The sequence below is a fragment of the Salinisphaera dokdonensis CL-ES53 genome, assembly GCF_040361215.1.
GTDB lineage: Bacteria > Pseudomonadota > Gammaproteobacteria > Nevskiales > Salinisphaeraceae > Salinisphaera > Salinisphaera dokdonensis.
Genome location: NZ_APND01000002.1, coordinates 368,468 through 384,455, shown reverse-complemented (window position 1 = coordinate 384,455; position 15,988 = coordinate 368,468). Strand labels below are relative to the sequence as shown.

Below are 15,988 nucleotides of genomic sequence, written 5' to 3'. Positions count from 1 at the left end.
CGGTAGCGCCTGTATCAGGCAGCGCGCTCGCCCTCGGCCAGTCCGCTATGCCGCAACAGCGCGTCGATCGACGGCTCGCGGCCACGGAAGGCGACGAAGTTGTCGAGCGCGTCGCGGGTCGCGCCGCGTTCCAGCACTTCGGCGAGGAAGCGCCGGCCGGTGGCCTTGTCGAATAGCGAGCTTTCCTCGAACGCCGCGAAGGCATCCGCCGAGAGCACTTCCGCCCATTTGTAGCTGTAGTAGCCGGCCGCATAACCGCCCGCGAAGATATGCATGAAGCTGTGCGGGAAGCGGTTGATCGACGGCGGCTGCATGACCGCGACTTCGGCGCGTACCGCGGCGAGCGTGTCGAGAATGCTCTGGCCCTGCTGGGGGGCGTAGTCGCGATGCAGGCGCAGGTCGAACAGCGAGATTTCGACCTGACGCAGCATCTGCCAGCCGGCCATGTGATTGCGCGAGGCATAGAGCTTGTCGAACAGCTCCTGCGGCAGCGGTTCGCCGGTCTGGTAATGGGCGGCGAACAGGTCCAGCGACTCGCGCTCCCAGCACCAGTTCTCCATGAACTGGCTGGGTAGCTCGACCGCGTCCCATTCGACGCCGGAGATACCGGAGATCGGGCCGTAATCGACCTGCGTGAGCATGTGATGGAGGCCGTGGCCGAATTCGTGGAACAGCGTGGTGACCTCGTCGTGGGTCAGCAGCGCGGGTTCGTCGCCGATGGGCGGCGAGAAGTTGCAGGTCAGGAAGGCGACCGGCAGCTGGATGCCGTCGGCACCGGCGCGCCGGGTCTGGAAGCCGTCCATCCAGGCGCCGCCGCGCTTGCCTTCACGGGCATAGGGGTCGAGATAGAACACGCCGCGGCGGGTGTTCTCGGCGTCGCGGATCTCGTAGACGGTGACGTCTTCATGCCACGTCGAGACATCGTCCAGCGCGGTGATGCGGATGTCGTAAAGGCGTTCGACGACCTTGAATAGCCCGTCGATCACCTGCGGCGCCTGGAAATAGGGGCGCAGATCCTCGGCGGAGTAGTTGTAGCGCTGCTCCTTGAGCTTTTCGCCGTAGTAGCCGACGTCCCAGGCCTGCATGTCCTTGATGCCGTCTTCGGCGGCCAGCGCCTCGAGTTCGGCCAGCTCGGCCTCGGCCGGCGCGCGGCTGCGCTCGGCAAGATCGAGCAGGAAGGCCTCGATCTGGTTCGGGCTGTCGGCCATCTTGGTCGCCAGCGACTTCTCGGCATAGTTGTCGAAGCCGAGCAGGCCGGCGGCTTCGTGCCGCAGCGCCAGGATTTCGTCCATGATCGCGCTGTTGTCGTATTCGCCGCCCTGCGGGCCGACTTCCGAGGCGCGGCTGGAGAAGGCTTCGTAGATTTCGGCGCGTAGCTCGCGGTTGTCCGCGTGGGTCATCACGGCGATGAAGCTGGGCGCATCCAGCGTGACCAGCCAGCCGTCGAGATCCTTGTTCGCCGCGTTCTGGGCGAGCAGGGCGCGGGCCGAATCCGGCAGGCCGCTGAGTTCTGCTTCGTCGGTCACGTGCTTGCGCCAGGCCTGGGTGGCGTCCAGCAGGTTCTGCTGAAAGTTCGTCGACAGTTCGCTCATGCGCTGGGCGATTTCGGCAAAGCGTGCCTTGGCTTCGTCGTCCAGCGCCACGCCGGACAGCCGGAAATCGCGCAGCATGTCGTTGACCACGCGCTGCTGGGCGGCGTCGAGCGTGTCGAAGACGTCGGCATCGCGCAGGCGCTGCACGGCTTCGAACAACGCGGTGTTCTGACCGATCTCGGACGAGAAAGCGGTGAGCTTCGGCAGGCAGGCCTGGTAGGCCTCGCGCCATTCCGGCGCATCCATGACCGCATGCAGATGCGAGACCGGCGAGAAGGCGCGCTCGATACGGTCTTCGGCCGCATCGAGGGGGGCGACCAGATTCTCCCAGCTGGGGTCGACGCTCTGGGCAATCGCGCGGTCGACCGCACGCCGGGCGTCAGTGATCATCTGCTCGACGGCCGGTTCGGCATGTTCCGGTGCGATGGCCGAGAAGTCGGGCAACTGGCCGCCTTCGAGCATGGTGAGGAGCGGGTTGTTCTGGGCTTCGGTCATGGACGGGGTTCTCGCGAAAACGGTGGTTGCGGCGCCGGGCGCCAGCTCTGCTGACTATGTGCGGGCCGGGGCCCGCCAATCAAGAGCGCCTGACAGGCTGTCGGCGCGGACATACAATGCAGGCCATCATATTGCGGGTGAGCTAAGGAACAGAGGTTCCCTATGAGTGAGCATTTCGATCTCGTGGTGATCGGCGGCGGCAGCGGTGGCATGGCCACGGCCCGCCGCGCGGCGAGCTACGGCAAGAAAGTCGCGCTGATCGAGCGCGGCCGGCTGGGCGGCACCTGCGTGAATATCGGTTGCGTGCCGAAGAAGGTGATGTGGCATGCGGCCGAGTTCGCCAGCCATGCGGCCCACGCGGCCGACTACGGCTTTGCCACCGGCGTGCCCGAGCACGACTGGACCAAGCTCGTCGATAACCGCGAGACCTATATCCAGCGTCTCAATGGCATATACGCGCGCAATCTCGACAAGGACGCGGTCGAGTTCGTGGCTGGCGATGCCCGCTTCGCCGGCGAACGCCGGATCGCAGTCGGCGAGCGCGAGCTCGAGGCCGACCATGTCGTGATCGCCACCGGCGGCAAACCGCATTGGCCCGATGTGCCCGGCGCCGCGCTGGGCACCGACTCCGACGGCTTCTTCCAGTGGCGCGAACGCCCGAACAGCGTGGCGATTGTGGGCAGTGGCTATATCGCCTGCGAACTGGCCGGCGTACTCAACGGCCTCGGCGCCGACGTGAAGCTGCTGCTGCGCAAGGAACACGTGCTCAAGAATTTCGATGCCATGCTCGGCGATACGCTGATCGAGCGCATGCGCGAGGCCGGTATCGATGTGCAGATGAACCGCCAGACCGCCGAGCTCAGCGAAGCCGGTGAGCAGGTGCAGGTGGATTTCGAGGATGGTGATTCGATCACCGTCGACAAGCTGATCTGGGCGATCGGTCGGCTGCCGAATACCGATAATCTCGATCTCGAAAGCCTGGGACTGGAGACTGCCGCCAATGGCACCATCCCGGTCGACGAATGGCAGGACACCGCCATCGACGGTGTGCATGCGCTCGGTGACGTGACCGGCCAGGCCGAACTCACACCGGTGGCGATCGCGGCCGGCCGCCGGCTGTCCGACCGTCTGTTCGGCGGCCAGCCGGATCGGCGGCTGGATTATCACAACATCCCGACCGTGGTGTTCACCCATCCGCCGATTGGCAGCGTGGGCCTGAGCGAGGCGGATGCGCGCGCCGAGTACGGCGACGCTGCGGTGAAGATCTACACCAGCCACTACGTCGCGCTCTATCACGGCGTGCTCGAACACAAGGTGCCCAGCGATATGAAGCTGGTCTGCGTGGGCGACGACGAGAAGGTCGTGGGCGCGCATGTGATCGGCGACGGCGCCGACGAGATGCTGCAGGGCTTCGGTGTGGCCGTGAAGATGGGCGCCACCAAGGCCGATTTCGACAACACCGTGGCGATTCATCCGACCAGTGCGGAAGAGTTCGTCACCATGACGTGAGGCGTGGCAACAGGGTCGCGGGCGCGCTACTGATGGGTGCGCTGTCGTTGATGACGGCCGCCTGCTCGGGCCAGTTCTGGGCCAACGCGCTGACGCCGCGCTGGGGCTACGATCGCCATGTGGATATCGCCTATGGCGACGACCCGCGCCAGGCGCTCGATGTCTATGTGCCCGAGGACAAGGCCGCAGGCGCGCCGGTGGTCGTGTTCTTCTATGGCGGCAGCTGGCAGAGCGGCGACAAGAGCGGCTATCGCTTTGTCGGCCAGGCGTTGGCGTCGCGCGGCTTCATTGCCGTGCTGCCGGATTACCGGCTGTATCCGCCAACGACTTTTCCCGGCTTCATCGAGGACGGCGCGCAGGCGGTGGCCTGGGCGCAGGCGCATGCCGCGGATTATGGTGGCGATGCCTCGCATCTGTTCGTCTCCGGGCATTCGGCCGGGGCGCATATCGGCGCGATGCTGGCCACCGATGGGCGCTATCTCGCCTCGGCCGGGAGCTCGATCGACGCTCTGTCCGGCTTCGTTGGCATGGCGGGCCCTTATGATTTTCTTCCCATAAAGGATCCCGCGCTGAAGACGATCTTCGCGCCGCGCGAAACCTGGCCGCGCACCCAGCCGATCGAGTTCGTCGACGGCGACGAGCCGCCGATGCTGCTCATGCACGGCGATGCCGACGAAACCGTCTATCCGAAAAACAGTCGAAACCTGGTCGATAAAATCAATGAGGCCGGCGGGTTGGCGAAATTGGAAATCTATCCCGGAGTCGGGCATATTGGGCTCATCGCACCGCTTGCTGCGCCGTTGCGCATGACGGGCAGCCAGCTCGACGCCTTTGAAGCTTTCGTCAAAGAAGTCGTCTCAGACAGCCCACGTTAAGCTTCGGCATGTATGATCGCCCGCTTCATTTGAGCGGCCTCGATCTCATGCGTCGTTTTGTCACAACAACGATAAGCGCGCTCGCGCTGCTGTGTGCGTCGGTCTCCGTGGCCAACGCCGACGCAGTGGAGTGGAAAGAACTCAACGTCTCGGCGACGGCGTATAATTCCGTGCCGTGGCAGACGACGGCGAAGAAACCGTCCATCGCTGCCTGGGGTGACGAACTCAAGCCCGGCATGCGCGCGATTGCGGTATCCCGCGACCTGATCGATCAGGGCCTCACGCACGGCGCGCGGGTGAAGATCGAAGGCATGCCCGGCGTCTATGTCGTGCGCGACAAGATGAATCGGCGCTGGAGCAAGAAAATCGACATCTATATGGGCAAGGATGTCGATGCCGCTCGTGAGTTCGGCATACAACGCGATATTCGGATCAGCTGGGCCGAACCGGACAGCTGATCGCCTGCCGGTTGGAGTAGAAGCTTCTGCCGGCCAGACACAGCCAAGGAGTGAAGATGCCCGGCCAGCTTGTACTGCTACGCCACGGCCAGAGCCAGTGGAACCTCGAAAACCGTTTCACCGGCTGGGTCGATGTCGATCTCACCGACAAGGGCCGCGCCGAGGCGCGCGCTGCCGGTCGGTTGCTGGCCGAAGAGGGCATCCACTTCGATGTCGCTTTCACTTCGCTTTTGCAGCGTGCCATCAAGACCATGTGGCTGGCGCTCGAGGAACTCGAGCAGCCTTGGGTGGACGTAGTGCGCCACTGGCGCCTGAACGAGCGCCACTATGGCGGTCTGCAGGGGCTGGACAAGGCCGAGACCGCCGCGAAGCACGGCGAGGACCAGGTCCACGTATGGCGCCGCAGCTATGACATTCCGCCGCCAGAAATGGCTCAGGACGATCCGGGCCATCCGCGTTTCGATAGCCGTTACCAGCATCTGGACGCCCGCGTTCTGCCGGGTACCGAGTCGCTGTCGCTGACGCTCGATCGCGTGCTGCCCTATTGGCACGATGCGATCGCGCCGCGCCTGAAGGCTGGCGAGACCGTGCTTGTCACCGCTCACGGCAACAGCCTGCGCGCTCTGGTGAAGTATCTCGAAGGCATTGCCGACGATGTGATCACCGGCGTGAACATCCCCACCGGTATCCCGCAGCTCTATACGCTCGACAAACAGCTCAACGTGATCGAATCGCGTTATCTCGGCGATGCCGACGCCGCCGAGGCTGCCGCCAAGGCGGTCGCGGATCAGGCCAAGTCCAAGTAGGTCGACGGCCGCCTCGAGCGGCCGATAACCCACGTCAAATCGTTATTGGCGTACGCCGATGACCAGTTCGTTGCTGTCGGTATTGATCAGGCCGGCCGCGACGAGCCAGGCGTGGGCGTCCTCGGCGTCTTCGGCAAACCACGCGGCCGCGCTGCCGAGCCGAAAGGTATAACCCCAGCGGTCCATGTCGGCACACATGCGCTCGCGGTCCATGCCGGCCAGATGCGCGCTGGCCAGGATCTGCCAGTAGCAGACCGCGTTTTCCTCGTCGTAGGTGCCGCCGGCATTGGTATGCAGGCCGCTGCGCCGCGTCTGGTCCATGCAGACATAGTGCCCCGCCTCGTGCATTGCAGAATGCACCGGCGTGTCGCCGCGCACATAGATCGTGTCGCCGATGAGCCCGGCTTCCTCGTCGCCCCAGAAGCTGCCGGGAATCGACTCGCCCGCAGGCGTGCGTACCAAGGTGAGGCCGAGGCGCGCGAACAGCGTGCGCAAGGGCTCGACGCCCATGGCATCGATCGTCAGCACGCCATTCGTGTCAGGCATGGGGTCGGGAGATTGGCGTACAGTATGCGAATTGCTCAATGCACAGGTGAAACGTGAAACCACAAGCGAAATCGTATCTGATCACCGCATTCATGGGGGCGCTTCTGCTCGCCGGTTGCGCCACGGGACCGGCTGGAACGCAGGCCCAGACGAGCGCGTCGAACCGCGTGCTGGCGGCCTATGAAGTCCCCGATCTGCTGGCCCAGGCCGCGCCGGCGGTATCGCAGTCGCTCGACAAGAATCTGCCCGATGATGTCGCCGATGCCGATCGTCAGCGTCTGCGTGATGTCGTTTTCGAAGCCTATAACCCGCAGACGCTGCAGGCCGATGTCGCCGAGAACCTGCGCGAGCAGGCCAGCAGCACCGGCAACCAGCAGGCACTGGTCGTCGCTGCCGAGCAGCTCGATACGCCGCTCGCCACCAAGATGATCGGTCTCGAATCGACCACCGGGCAGGCGAATTTCGCGCAGGACTTCAAGGCATTCGTGAACGAGCCGGCGACCGCACGCCGCAAGGAACGGCTGCGCCAGATCGATGCGTTGGCTCAGGACATGCAGATCATCGAACTGCAGACCGGTTTCAACGTAACCCTGCTCGAAGCGATGATTCGTGGCCGCAATGCCGCCTCCGCGCCCGAGTATCAGGTCGACCAGCCGCGTATCGATCAGATGGTCTCCGAGACCCGTAACAATATCGAGGGCAAGCTCGAACAGCGCGTGCCGCTGATGCTGCTTTATGTTTATCGCGACGTGTCGGACGCCGAACTGCAGAGCTACGTCCAGCTTCAGGATCGGCCCGAACTCGTGTGGACGAATCAGGCGCTAAAGACGGCGATCATCGATGCGCTGTCCAGTGCGGGCGAGCGCGTGGCCGAGAACTTCCAGAAAGCATCCTGAGCTGATCGCCATGCCAATGCTTACCGAAGACACGCCTATCCGTGAAATCCTGGCCCAGACCCGTCGGGTCGCGGTGGTCGGACTTTCGTCCAACGAATCGCGCCCGTCTTTCGGCGTCGCCAAGGCGCTCAAGGAAGAAGGCTACGGCATCGTTCCGGTCAACCCGAACGAAGACAAGGTGCTCGGCGAAAACGCGTTTCCCGATCTGTCCCATGTAACCGGTCTGGCCGACGTGGTGGACGTCTTCCGCAGTCCTGAGCATGTGCCCGAGATCGTGGAAGCCTGTATCCGTCGCGGCGTGCGAACGTTGTGGCTGCAGGAGGGCGTCGTGCATGAGGAAGCCGCGCAGAAAGCGGCCGACGCCGGCATTGATGTGGTCATGGACCGCTGCATGCTCAAGGAGTATCGGCGCCTGCTTGGCTAGTCTGCGCACCGGGCGACCAGGCGTCGCCCGGCGCATTCGCCTTCGATAAACCGCGGGCCCGGCGCGTAGCCGGCCCGGGTACCGTGTGCGTATCGCCTACTGGGCTAAGGTCTAACGCCCACAACTTGCCGTGCGCAACCTGACCACACAGTATGGTGACGTCATCCCACCCCGGCACTACAAGGGAGAACCTTATCCATGGCCAATCTGAGCCCCGTAGCCCTGATTCTGATCGTTGCCGCATGCGCGGCTGTCGCGCTGCTGATCGGTTATTTCCTCGGTAGCCGTTTCGGCGGCAAGAAATCCGTGGCGATGAAGGAAGCCAGCGAGAAGCACGACAGCTACAAGAATGACGTGCGCGAACACTTCGAGCAGACCTCCGCGATCATGTCGCGCATGGTCGACGACTATCGCGACATGTATCAGCACATGGCCGACGGCGCCGAGAAGCTGGCCGAGATGCATCCCGAAAAGCTGGTGACGCCGCCGCCGGCACCGGAAGCGATCACGCGCGATACCGCAGTTGACGGTGCGCCAGCCGAATCCGAGCCCAGCTCCGAGTCCAGCGAAGAGCCGGCGGCTGCAGAAAGCACCGACAAGACGGCCGATCCGGCCACGGATGCGTCTGCCGATTCGAGCGCGCCGAATCGCGACGCGGTAATGAACAGCGACTCCTCGAACGATCGCCCGTGGAACAACGAAAGCAAGGAAAAGGGCGGCAAGCGCTACGGCCTCGAATGACCTGTTCGAGGCGCGCCGCTCGCGGTTGCGCCTGATTCGAAATGCTGTTTTGATTCCAGCCGGCCCTGTGCCGGCTGTTTCAGTTCGGGCACGGCAATAACGACAGCATAACGAGGAGAGCGACGGTGGCACGAGCAACGAATCACTACGGCAATCACCAGTTCGGCATCTACATGGCCGGGCAGGAAGGGCAGCTGCCGACTCTGCCGCTGCGCTACGAAGACCTCGAGGCGCGGGCGCGTGAAGTCCTCGATTCCGGTGCCTACTGGTATGTCGCCGGCGGCGCCGGCGAGGCCTCGATGGCTGCCAACCGGAACGGCTTCGACCATTACCCGCTCATGCCGCGCATGCTCACCGACGTAAGCGAGCGCGACCTGGGCACCACGGTGCTCGGCAAACGCCGCAAGACGCCGATCATGCTGGCGCCGTTGGGCGTACAGGAAATCCTGCACGACGACGCAGAGTTGGCGACCGCGCGCGCAGCGGCCGAGCTCGACGTGCCGATGATTCTGTCGACCGTGTCCTCGAACCCGATGGAAGACGTCAAGCGCGAACTCGGCGAGACCGCCGGCTGGTACCAGCTCTACTGGCCGAACGACGACGCGCTGGCGACGAGCCTGGTGCAGCGCGCCGAGAAGGCCGGCTACGAAGCGATCGTGATCACGCTGGATACCAAAATGCTCGCCTGGCGTGAGCGCGACCTCGACGGCGCCTATCTGCCGTTCCTGGAAGGCAAGGGCCTGGCCAATTACACCAGCGATCCGGTCTTCTGTGCCGGCCTCGAGAAACCGCCGGCCGACGACGTGCAGGCGACCGTGCGCCACTGGTCGCAGGTCTATGCCTCGCCCGAACGCAGCTGGCCGGATCTCGCCAAGCTGCGCGAGGCGACCAACCTGCCGCTGATCCTCAAGGGCGTGTTGCATCCGGAAGATGCGCTCGCTGCGCGTGCTGCCGGCATGGACGGCGTGATCGTATCCAACCACGGGGGGCGTCAAGTCGACGGCAGCGTGGCCGCGATCGACGCGCTGGCCGGTGTCGTCGATGCAGTCGGTGCGGATATGGACGTGTTGTTCGACAGCGGCATCCGTCGGGGCGCCGACGTGCTCAAGGCGATCGCGCTCGGCGCGGATGCGGTGCTGGTCGGGCGGCCTTTCGCCTGGGGGCTGGCCTGTGCCGGCGAAGAGGGCGTCGCGGAAGTGCTGCGCCGCCTGCTGGCGGATATCGATCTCAGCCTGGCGCTCATCGGCCAGAGTCGTATCGACAAGCTCAGCCGGGCGTCGCTGGCGCCGGCGCCCCGCTAGGCGAGCAGGCCCGCGCCGCTGTGGTTGGTGGCGCGGGCCCTCACTACACGAGGACCAGGGCTCAGAGGCGGCCCAGATGCGTGCCGCTGTCGAGCAGCAAGGTCTCGCCGGTCGTCACGCCTGCGCCGGCAGCGAAATAGGCGATCGACTCAGCCACATCCTCGGGCGTGCAAACGCTGGCCAGCGGTGAGTTCGCCTCCAACCGTTCGATCATGGCGTTATAGCGCTTCTCGCCCAGCCCTTCAGCCAGCCAGCTGCCGCGCACGAAACCGGGGCAGACCGCGTTCACACGAATGGCCGGGCCGAGCGCGCGGGCCAGCGACTTGGTCATCGTGATCAACGCGCCCTTCGACGCCGCATAGGCGACCGAGCTGCCAAAGCCCATCACGCCGGCGATCGAGGCCACGTTCACCACGCTGCCCTTGCCCGCGGCCTGCATGGCGGGCGCGACCGCGCGCACCATCTGATAGGCGCCGATGGTGTTCACGGCATAGAGCTCCTGAAAATCCTGAGCGCTCAGCCCCTCCAGATTTTCGTGGGCGCAGAACCGCGTGGTGCCGGCATTGTTGACGAGCGCGTCGATACGCCCCCATTTGTCTTCGGCGGCCTGGGCCAGCGCGCGGCAGTCGGCGTCTTCGGCGACGTTGGCCTGCTGCACGATGGTTGCGGCGCCCAGCGCCTCGCACTCGCGTGCCACGGCCTCTGCGGCATCGGCGCTGCGCGAATAATTGATCACGACGTTGTAGCCGCGTTTGGCCAGCAGGCGGGCGCTGGCCGCGCCGATTCCGGAGGACGATCCGGTGATCAGGGCGACGGGGCGGTCGTTCGACATGGGCAGGATTCCTTGATCGGGCAATGACGATCGCTACGGCGATATCGGCGTAGCGGCTGATCGTCGAGCATAGCTGATCATGGGCGCCCGCCTGCGCGGGCGAACGGAATCCTGCGGGCCGGCAGGTTCTGGCGTGTGGCCGTGGCGCGAAAGCGCCGCGTTCAGACGCGGGCCTAGGCGTCGAGCCGGCGGTTGGCGGTGCGCTGGATTGTTTCCACCATGGAGTAGAGGCCGTTTCGACGGTTCATGGTGATGTGCTGTTCGAGATTGAGATCGATGAATATCTGGTTGATATCGATCTCGGCGATCTCCTGCGGGGTCTTGTCCGAGTAGATCATCAACAGCACGCCGATCAGCCCGCGCACGATATGGGCGTCTGAGTCGCCGCGAAAATGCAGCTTGTCGTCGTCTTCGTTATCCGCGACCAGCCACACCTGGCTCATGCAGCCGCGCACGCGGGTCGCTTCGTTGCGCTCGTCGTCCTCGAGCGGTTCGAGCTTGCGCCCGAGATCGATGATGAAGCGGTAGCGCTCCTCCCAGTCGGGCAGCATCTCGAAAGTGGTCTTGAGTTGCTCGATCTGTGTATCCATGACCCGTGCGCGTGACGAAATATTCTGTCTACAAGCTTGGGTCATGAGTGGCTGCAGTCAAGCCGGTGCATGCTCATGTCGCATGGACAATGAGCTTCCATCGCCTTCATCGGGTGCCGCGAGTTCGTGGGGCTGATCTTGTTTTGCTTGGCTTGGGAGATGTGGCCGATTCGTGGTTGGAGTCTGCCGGGTTTTGAATCTGCGATTTCGGCGTAATCGACTTGGGGTTTCGCGCTGCTGCGCGAGTGTCTTTTATTTGCTTGTCCAAATAAAAGGCACCAAAACAAAGGACACCCCGTCTTGCGCCGATGCTACGCATCGATGCCCTGCGCGGCTCCGGCCGAAAGCGGGCCAGCCGGAAACTCGCCGCGCTACGCGCGACTCAAACATCCGGCTGTCTGATCCGCTTTCGGCCTCCACTGCTCGGCGCTGCGCCAAGGGGCCCCAATACAGCCAAGCTCGCTGCCGCTCGCTCAAGGTCGAACTTTCGCGGGTCGAATCAGCTGACGGCTTGATTCGGCAGGAACCCGGGCGCTCGCCGCGACTTCAGCTCGGCGTTCGCTATGGCTCAAGGTTTGGCCGTACCGCCTACGGCGACGGAGACGCGCAGTGGCGAAGGGTGTCCGGCGCACTGCGCCGGTGCGGCCAGCTGTCTGAGGGCCGCCAAAGCGATCCGAGTTCTGTACGCATCCCGTCGCCGCTGCGTGTCGGAGTGCACCGGCGCAGCCGGCGCTGTGCCCGGATGTCTTTTTGTTTGCTTACTTTCTTTTGGACAAGCAAAAGAAAGGGAGTCGCACAGCAGTGCGAAACAACAGGTTCGGCGAACTCGTGAGTGCCGGAGAGCTAGTGGCTAGAAGCAACGACTCTTGAATAAGCCGTGGGGGTTAGCTCGGCTACGGTAGCTGCAAGCGGCTGTAGCCTGGTGTCACATTCGAGCTGGATTCGCGTAGCACCACGTTAGACTGACGAAATGAACGCGCCGACGAGCATCCTTTCGCGACTACGCTACGCCCTGCGCTGGCTAGCAGTACGCGCGCTACAACTGCCGATTCTCGTCTATCGCTACGGCATCTCGCCGATGATTGGCCCGCGCTGCCGCTATATGCCCACCTGCTCGGCTTACGCGCTGGAGGCATTGGAGCTACACGGACCGATCCGCGGTGGCTGGCTGGCGTTCCGGCGCATCACACGATGCCATCCGCTGCGCGAAGGAGGCTTCGATCCCGTGCCGCCGCGTCGCGATCGCTCTTGACAGGTCGCGTCAGCCGCCCGCGAAGGCGATGCAGCCTTGGCGTGCAAGGTTTATGATGTCGCGCTTCGATTGATGGGCCCGCGCCCGACAGCAACGTGTCAGCCATGACCGGTTTTGCCGAACACAAGCCCCTGAATCTGCCTGCACTCGATGCGGAAATCCGCGAGTGGTGGGAGCAGACGAACGTCTTCGAGGCCAGCACCGAGGCGCGCGCCGATGCGCCGGTGTTCACCTTCTATGAAGGCCCGCCCACGGCCAACGGCCGGCCGGGCATTCATCATGTGCTCGGGCGCACCATCAAGGACGCGTTCTGTCGCTACAAGACGATGCGTGGCTATCGCGTCGATCGCAAAGCCGGCTGGGACACCCACGGGCTGCCGGTCGAGATCGAGGTCGAGAAGGAACTCGGTCTGCAGTCGCGCGAGGACATTGAAAACTATGGCATCGCCGAATACAACGCGGCCTGCCGCGAATCGGTGCTGCGCTACAAGAATCAGTGGGACGAACTCACCCGTCGGATCGGCTACTGGGTCGATCTCGATGCGCCGTATGTGACGTTTTCCAACGAATACATCGAATCGGTCTGGTGGTTGCTCAAGCAGCTGCACGAGCAGGGCCTGCTCTACAAGGGTCACAAGATCCACTGGTATTCGCCGGGCTCGGGCACGGTGCTGTCCTCGCACGAGGTCAGCCTCGGCTACAAGGAAGTTCAGGATCCGTCGATCACGGTGAAGTTCTTCCTCGAGGACGAGCCCGATGTTGCGATTCTGGCCTGGACGACCACGCCCTGGACCATGCCGTCCAACGTGGCGGTGGCCGTCGGGCCGAACATCGAATACGCCAAGGCGCGCGCCGAGGACGGCTCGGTCTATATCGTGGCCAAGGACTGCGTGACCGCCACGCTGGGCGAGGACGCCGAAATCCTCGAGACCTTCGGTGCCGATGCGCTGATCGGCAAGCGCTACAAGCCGCCTTACGACTGTTTCGCCGACGATCCCGAGGCCGAAAACGCCTGGCGGGTGATCGCGGCCGATTTCATCACCACCGACGACGGCACGGGCATCGCCCACGAAGCGCCGGCGTTCGGCGCGGACGACTTCACCGTCACCGCAGCCGAAGGCATGCCGGTCTTCAATCCGGTCGAGCGCAACGGCCATTTTCGTGCCGATTTCCCGTTGGTCGGCGGGCTGTGGTTCAAGGATGCCGACAAGCCGATCGCGCGCGATCTCAAGGATCGCGGCTTGCTGTTCTCGCAACAGGTGACGGTGCATAACTACCCGCACGACTGGCGCAAGGGCACGCCTTTGATGAATTACCCGGTCGAGTCCTGGTTCGTCGCCACGCAACAGCACAAGGACAAGCTGGTCGAGTACAACGACCGGATCGACTGGCATCCGCCGCATGTCGGCACCGGCCGTTTCGGCGACTGGCTGGCCAATAACGTGGACTGGGCGCTGTCCCGGCATCGCTACTGGGGTACGCCGCTGCCGATCTGGGTCAATGATCGCGACGAGAACGATATCGTCGTGATCGGCTCGATCGACGAACTGCGCGAGTACGCCGGCGATCAGGTCGCCGCCGACGACACGCTCGACCTGCACAAGCCGCAGGTCGATGCGATCACCTGGCCGGCCAAGGACGGCGGCACTATGCGCCGCGTGCCCGAGATCATCGACGTGTGGTTTGACTCGGGCGCCATGCCGTTCGCCCAGTGGCACTATCCGTTCGAAAACAAGGAGGCCTTCGAGGCCAACTTCCCGGCAGATTTCATCTGCGAAGGCGTGGATCAGACCCGTGGCTGGTTCTACTCGCTGCATGCCATCGGCACGCTCATCAAGGACTCGCCGGCCTACAAGAACGTCATCGTCAACGGTCTCCTGCTGGATGCCAACGGCGAGAAGATGTCCAAGTCCAAGGGCAACACGGTCGATCCGTTCGAGGCGCTGGACAGTCACGGCGCGGACGTCATCCGCTGGTACATGCTCGCCAGCTCCCAGCCCTGGGACAACACCAAGTACGCTGAGCGTGGCCTGCGTGACACGCGCACCAAGGTGTTCGGCACGCTTGAGAACGTCTATTCGTTCTTCGCGACCTACGCCAACATCGACGGCTTTTCTGCCGACACGCCGGCGCCGGCCGTGGCCGATCGCCCGGAACTGGATCGCTGGATCCTGTCGCGCCTGCAGTCCACCTCGGCCGAGGCGACCGCGGCACTGGACGAATACAATCCGACCCGTGCGGCGCGCGCGGTCGAGCGCTTCATCGATGCGTTGTCGAACTGGTATATCCGCCGCAGCCGGGCCCGTTTCTGGGCCGGGGCCCGAGCAGATTCGACAGCTGAGGCCGGCGGCGAAGCCAGTGATGAAGCCGTCGCAGACAAGCGCGCGGCCTATCACACCACGCTCACCTGCCTGCGCGACGTCGCCGCCATGATGGCGCCGATCGCGCCGTTCTTCTCGGACTGGCTCTACAGCCACGTCAGTGAGCAGACCGGCGTACGGGCCTCGGTACATCTGGCCGATTTCCCGGCTGCCGATGCCGAGCTTGTGGATGCCGATCTCGAGCGCCGCATGGCGCTGGCGCGGGCGATCGTGGGCAACACGCTGGCGCTGCGTAACGAGGCTTCGATCAACGTCCGGCAGCCGCTCGGTCGTATTCTCGTCGTCGAGGAGCCGGGCGTGGCGCGCGCCGATGTCGAGGCGGTCGCCGCGATCGTGCGCGACGAGGTCAACATCGACGCCATCGAATTCGTCGCCGGCGAGGGCGATCTGGTCAAGCGCAGTGCGAAGCCCAACTTCAAGACGCTGGGCAAGCGGCTGGGCAAGCAGATGAAGACAGTCGCGGCGGCCGTCGCGCAGTTGGGCGATGCCGACATCGCGGCCTACATGCGCGACAACGCGATCACCGTGACCGCCGACGGCGAGCCCATAGAACTGGGCGAGGGCGACCTGCTCGTCTCCGCCGAGGGCGTCGAGGGCTGGCTGGTCGGACGCGAGGATGGCGTCACGGTGGCACTTGATAGTACACTGACTGATTCACTACGCGAACGCGGGCTGGCGCGCGAAGTGATCAACCGCGTACAGCGGCTGCGCAAGCAGGCAGAGTTTCATGTCGCCGATCGGATTCGGGTGCAGTATCGCGCCGACAACGATCTGGCGAAGGCCATCGAAGCCCACGGGACGATGATGGCACGCGAGACCCTCGCCGAAGCCTATGCGCCGGACGCCGAACCGACGGGCGACGTCGAGCAGGCGTTCGAGATCGACGGCGCGAACATCACGCTGGCCCTGACGCGTCTGTCCTGATGCCCGGATAACGGGACAGCAGGCAACGCGGTAGAGACAAGCAGCTTCAGTTTTCAACGAACGACAGACAGTCGAGATAGCAGGCCATGCAGAAAGACATTCATCCCAACTATCGCCCCGTTGTTTTCAAGGACATGGGCGGCGACTTTGCGTTTCTGACGCGCTCGACCATCGAGTCCAACGAGACCATCGAGTGGGAAGACGGCAACGAGTATCCGCTCGTGAAGCTGGAAGTCACCAGCGCCACGCACCCGTTCTATACCGGAAAGCAGAACATCATGGACACGACCGGCAAGGTCGAGCGCTTCAATCGGCGCTTTGGCATGATGAAGGGCAAGAAGCAGTAAGAACTGCTTCTGCCCGGCC

The 15,988-nt window shown here is 64.1% G+C and carries 15 protein-coding genes; 11 read left to right on the top strand and 4 right to left on the bottom strand.

Features of this window, described 5'->3' with window-relative positions:
• Window positions 1-14: 14 nt before the first annotated feature.
• Window positions 15-2,087: a M3 family metallopeptidase gene (locus tag SADO_RS07690; protein WP_353110594.1), complete on the bottom strand. Its 2,073-nt coding sequence runs from the start codon at window positions 2,085-2,087 to the stop codon at window positions 15-17.
• Window positions 2,088-2,249: 162 nt separating this feature from the next.
• Here SADO_RS07690 and gorA point away from each other — a divergent pair, with 162 nt between their 5' ends.
• The 4 genes from gorA to gpmA are packed head-to-tail and all read left to right on the top strand — an operon-like array spanning window position 2,250 to window position 5,735.
• Window positions 2,250-3,596 carry a glutathione-disulfide reductase gene (gene gorA / locus SADO_RS07685; RefSeq protein ID WP_353110593.1) on the top strand — a complete coding sequence of 449 codons (1,347 nt, stop codon included), beginning with the start codon at window positions 2,250-2,252 and terminating at the stop codon, window positions 3,594-3,596.
• Window positions 3,597-3,628: 32 nt separating this feature from the next.
• Window positions 3,629-4,471, top strand: coding sequence for an alpha/beta hydrolase (locus SADO_RS07680; RefSeq protein ID WP_353110592.1), 843 nt, complete (start codon window positions 3,629-3,631; stop codon window positions 4,469-4,471).
• Window positions 4,472-4,518: 47 nt separating this feature from the next.
• Entirely contained in the window at window positions 4,519-4,929 is a 411-nt protein-coding gene (locus tag SADO_RS07675) for a 3D domain-containing protein (protein ID WP_434547896.1), read from the top strand.
• Window positions 4,930-4,985: 56 nt separating this feature from the next.
• Window positions 4,986-5,735: a 2,3-diphosphoglycerate-dependent phosphoglycerate mutase gene (gene gpmA / locus SADO_RS07670; RefSeq protein WP_353110590.1), complete on the top strand. Its 750-nt coding sequence runs from the start codon at window positions 4,986-4,988 to the stop codon at window positions 5,733-5,735.
• 42 nt (window positions 5,736-5,777) lie between these two features.
• Here gpmA and SADO_RS07665 read toward each other — a convergent pair whose 3' ends face one another.
• Window positions 5,778-6,281, bottom strand: coding sequence for a hypothetical protein (locus tag SADO_RS07665; protein ID WP_353110589.1), 504 nt, complete (start codon window positions 6,279-6,281; stop codon window positions 5,778-5,780).
• Window positions 6,282-6,334: 53 nt separating this feature from the next.
• On the opposite strand from SADO_RS07665, the gene SADO_RS07660 reads away from it, so the two are divergent.
• The 4 genes from SADO_RS07660 to SADO_RS07645 all read left to right on the top strand — a co-directional run bounded on the left by SADO_RS07660 (window position 6,335) and on the right by SADO_RS07645 (window position 9,643).
• Window positions 6,335-7,177 (top strand): hypothetical protein, encoded by an 843-nt coding sequence (locus SADO_RS07660; RefSeq protein ID WP_353110588.1) that lies wholly within the window; start codon window positions 6,335-6,337, stop codon window positions 7,175-7,177.
• A gap of 10 nt (window positions 7,178-7,187) precedes the next feature.
• On the top strand, window positions 7,188-7,601 hold the full coding sequence (locus SADO_RS07655; RefSeq protein WP_353110587.1) for a CoA-binding protein: 414 nt from the start codon (window positions 7,188-7,190) through the stop codon (window positions 7,599-7,601).
• A 198-nt stretch (window positions 7,602-7,799) separates the two neighbouring features.
• Window positions 7,800-8,342 (top strand): ZapG family protein, encoded by a 543-nt coding sequence (locus tag SADO_RS07650; protein ID WP_353110586.1) that lies wholly within the window; start codon window positions 7,800-7,802, stop codon window positions 8,340-8,342.
• Window positions 8,343-8,467: 125 nt separating this feature from the next.
• Complete coding sequence (locus SADO_RS07645) at window positions 8,468-9,643, top strand: alpha-hydroxy-acid oxidizing protein (protein WP_353110585.1); 1,176 nt, start codon at window positions 8,468-8,470, stop codon at window positions 9,641-9,643.
• A 61-nt stretch (window positions 9,644-9,704) separates the two neighbouring features.
• Here SADO_RS07645 and SADO_RS07640 read toward each other — a convergent pair whose 3' ends face one another.
• Window positions 9,705-10,475, bottom strand: a complete 771-nt coding sequence (locus SADO_RS07640; protein WP_353110584.1) for an SDR family NAD(P)-dependent oxidoreductase — start codon at window positions 10,473-10,475, stop codon at window positions 9,705-9,707.
• 173 nt (window positions 10,476-10,648) lie between these two features.
• The gene (locus SADO_RS07635) at window positions 10,649-11,065 is read right to left on the bottom strand and encodes a SufE family protein (RefSeq protein ID WP_353110583.1); all 417 of its coding nucleotides are present in this window, start codon (window positions 11,063-11,065) and stop codon (window positions 10,649-10,651) included.
• 970 nt (window positions 11,066-12,035) lie between these two features.
• Here SADO_RS07635 and yidD point away from each other — a divergent pair.
• The 3 genes from yidD to SADO_RS07620 all read left to right on the top strand — a co-directional run bounded on the left by yidD (window position 12,036) and on the right by SADO_RS07620 (window position 15,969).
• On the top strand, window positions 12,036-12,317 hold the full coding sequence (yidD, locus tag SADO_RS07630; protein ID WP_353110582.1) for a membrane protein insertion efficiency factor YidD: 282 nt from the start codon (window positions 12,036-12,038) through the stop codon (window positions 12,315-12,317).
• A 104-nt stretch (window positions 12,318-12,421) separates the two neighbouring features.
• Window positions 12,422-15,622 (top strand): isoleucine--tRNA ligase, encoded by a 3,201-nt coding sequence (gene ileS, locus SADO_RS07625; protein ID WP_353110581.1) that lies wholly within the window; start codon window positions 12,422-12,424, stop codon window positions 15,620-15,622.
• Window positions 15,623-15,708: 86 nt separating this feature from the next.
• Window positions 15,709-15,969: a type B 50S ribosomal protein L31 gene (locus SADO_RS07620; RefSeq protein WP_353110580.1), complete on the top strand. Its 261-nt coding sequence runs from the start codon at window positions 15,709-15,711 to the stop codon at window positions 15,967-15,969.
• Window positions 15,970-15,988: the final 19 nt, after the last annotated feature.

Bases quoted from the DNA above. Each gene is read 5' to 3' on its own strand.
- yidD (WP_353110582.1), top strand. From the start codon at position 12,036: ATGAACGCGCCGACGAGCATCCTTTCGCGACTACGCTACGCCCTGCGC.
- SADO_RS07675 (WP_434547896.1), top strand. From the start codon at position 4,519: ATGCGTCGTTTTGTCACAACAACGATAAGCGCGCTCGCGCTGCTGTGT.
- SADO_RS07655 (WP_353110587.1), top strand. From the start codon at position 7,188: ATGCCAATGCTTACCGAAGACACGCCTATCCGTGAAATCCTGGCCCAG.
- SADO_RS07635 (WP_353110583.1), bottom strand. From the start codon at position 11,065: ATGGATACACAGATCGAGCAACTCAAGACCACTTTCGAGATGCTGCCC.
- SADO_RS07620 (WP_353110580.1), top strand. From the start codon at position 15,709: ATGCAGAAAGACATTCATCCCAACTATCGCCCCGTTGTTTTCAAGGAC.
- gorA (WP_353110593.1), top strand. From the start codon at position 2,250: ATGAGTGAGCATTTCGATCTCGTGGTGATCGGCGGCGGCAGCGGTGGC.
- SADO_RS07650 (WP_353110586.1), top strand. From the start codon at position 7,800: ATGGCCAATCTGAGCCCCGTAGCCCTGATTCTGATCGTTGCCGCATGC.
- SADO_RS07665 (WP_353110589.1), bottom strand. From the start codon at position 6,281: ATGCCTGACACGAATGGCGTGCTGACGATCGATGCCATGGGCGTCGAG.
- gpmA (WP_353110590.1), top strand. From the start codon at position 4,986: ATGCCCGGCCAGCTTGTACTGCTACGCCACGGCCAGAGCCAGTGGAAC.
- ileS (WP_353110581.1), top strand. From the start codon at position 12,422: ATGACCGGTTTTGCCGAACACAAGCCCCTGAATCTGCCTGCACTCGAT.
- SADO_RS07690 (WP_353110594.1), bottom strand. From the start codon at position 2,087: ATGACCGAAGCCCAGAACAACCCGCTCCTCACCATGCTCGAAGGCGGC.
- SADO_RS07680 (WP_353110592.1), top strand. From the start codon at position 3,629: ATGGGTGCGCTGTCGTTGATGACGGCCGCCTGCTCGGGCCAGTTCTGG.
- SADO_RS07640 (WP_353110584.1), bottom strand. From the start codon at position 10,475: ATGTCGAACGACCGCCCCGTCGCCCTGATCACCGGATCGTCCTCCGGA.